Raw genomic sequence first — 239 nt, forward strand, 5'->3', positions numbered from 1 at the left:
GGTGATGTCTTCGACGGTATTGCTATTTATAACGCGCTGAAGCACCACGGCGCGGCGATTACCGTGCATATCGACGGTCTGGCGGCCTCCATGGCCTCGGTGATTGCGATGGTAGGCAATCCGGTCATCATGCCTGAAAACACGATGATGATGATCCATAAGCCCTGGGGGTTTGCTGGTGGTGACGCGAGCGATATGCGCGACTATGCGGATCTTCTCGACAAGGTTGAATCCGTTCT

General features: G+C 54.8%; 1 protein-coding gene. It reads left to right on the forward strand.

What is annotated here, in order from left to right:
* The coding region (locus AB8818_RS22965; RefSeq protein WP_371200044.1) for a head maturation protease, ClpP-related at positions 1-239 on the forward strand (239 nt) is incomplete at both ends.

This window comes from Enterobacter sp. KB-280D8 (genome assembly GCF_041399405.1).
Taxonomy (GTDB): Bacteria; Pseudomonadota; Gammaproteobacteria; order Enterobacterales; family Enterobacteriaceae; genus Enterobacter; species Enterobacter cloacae_N.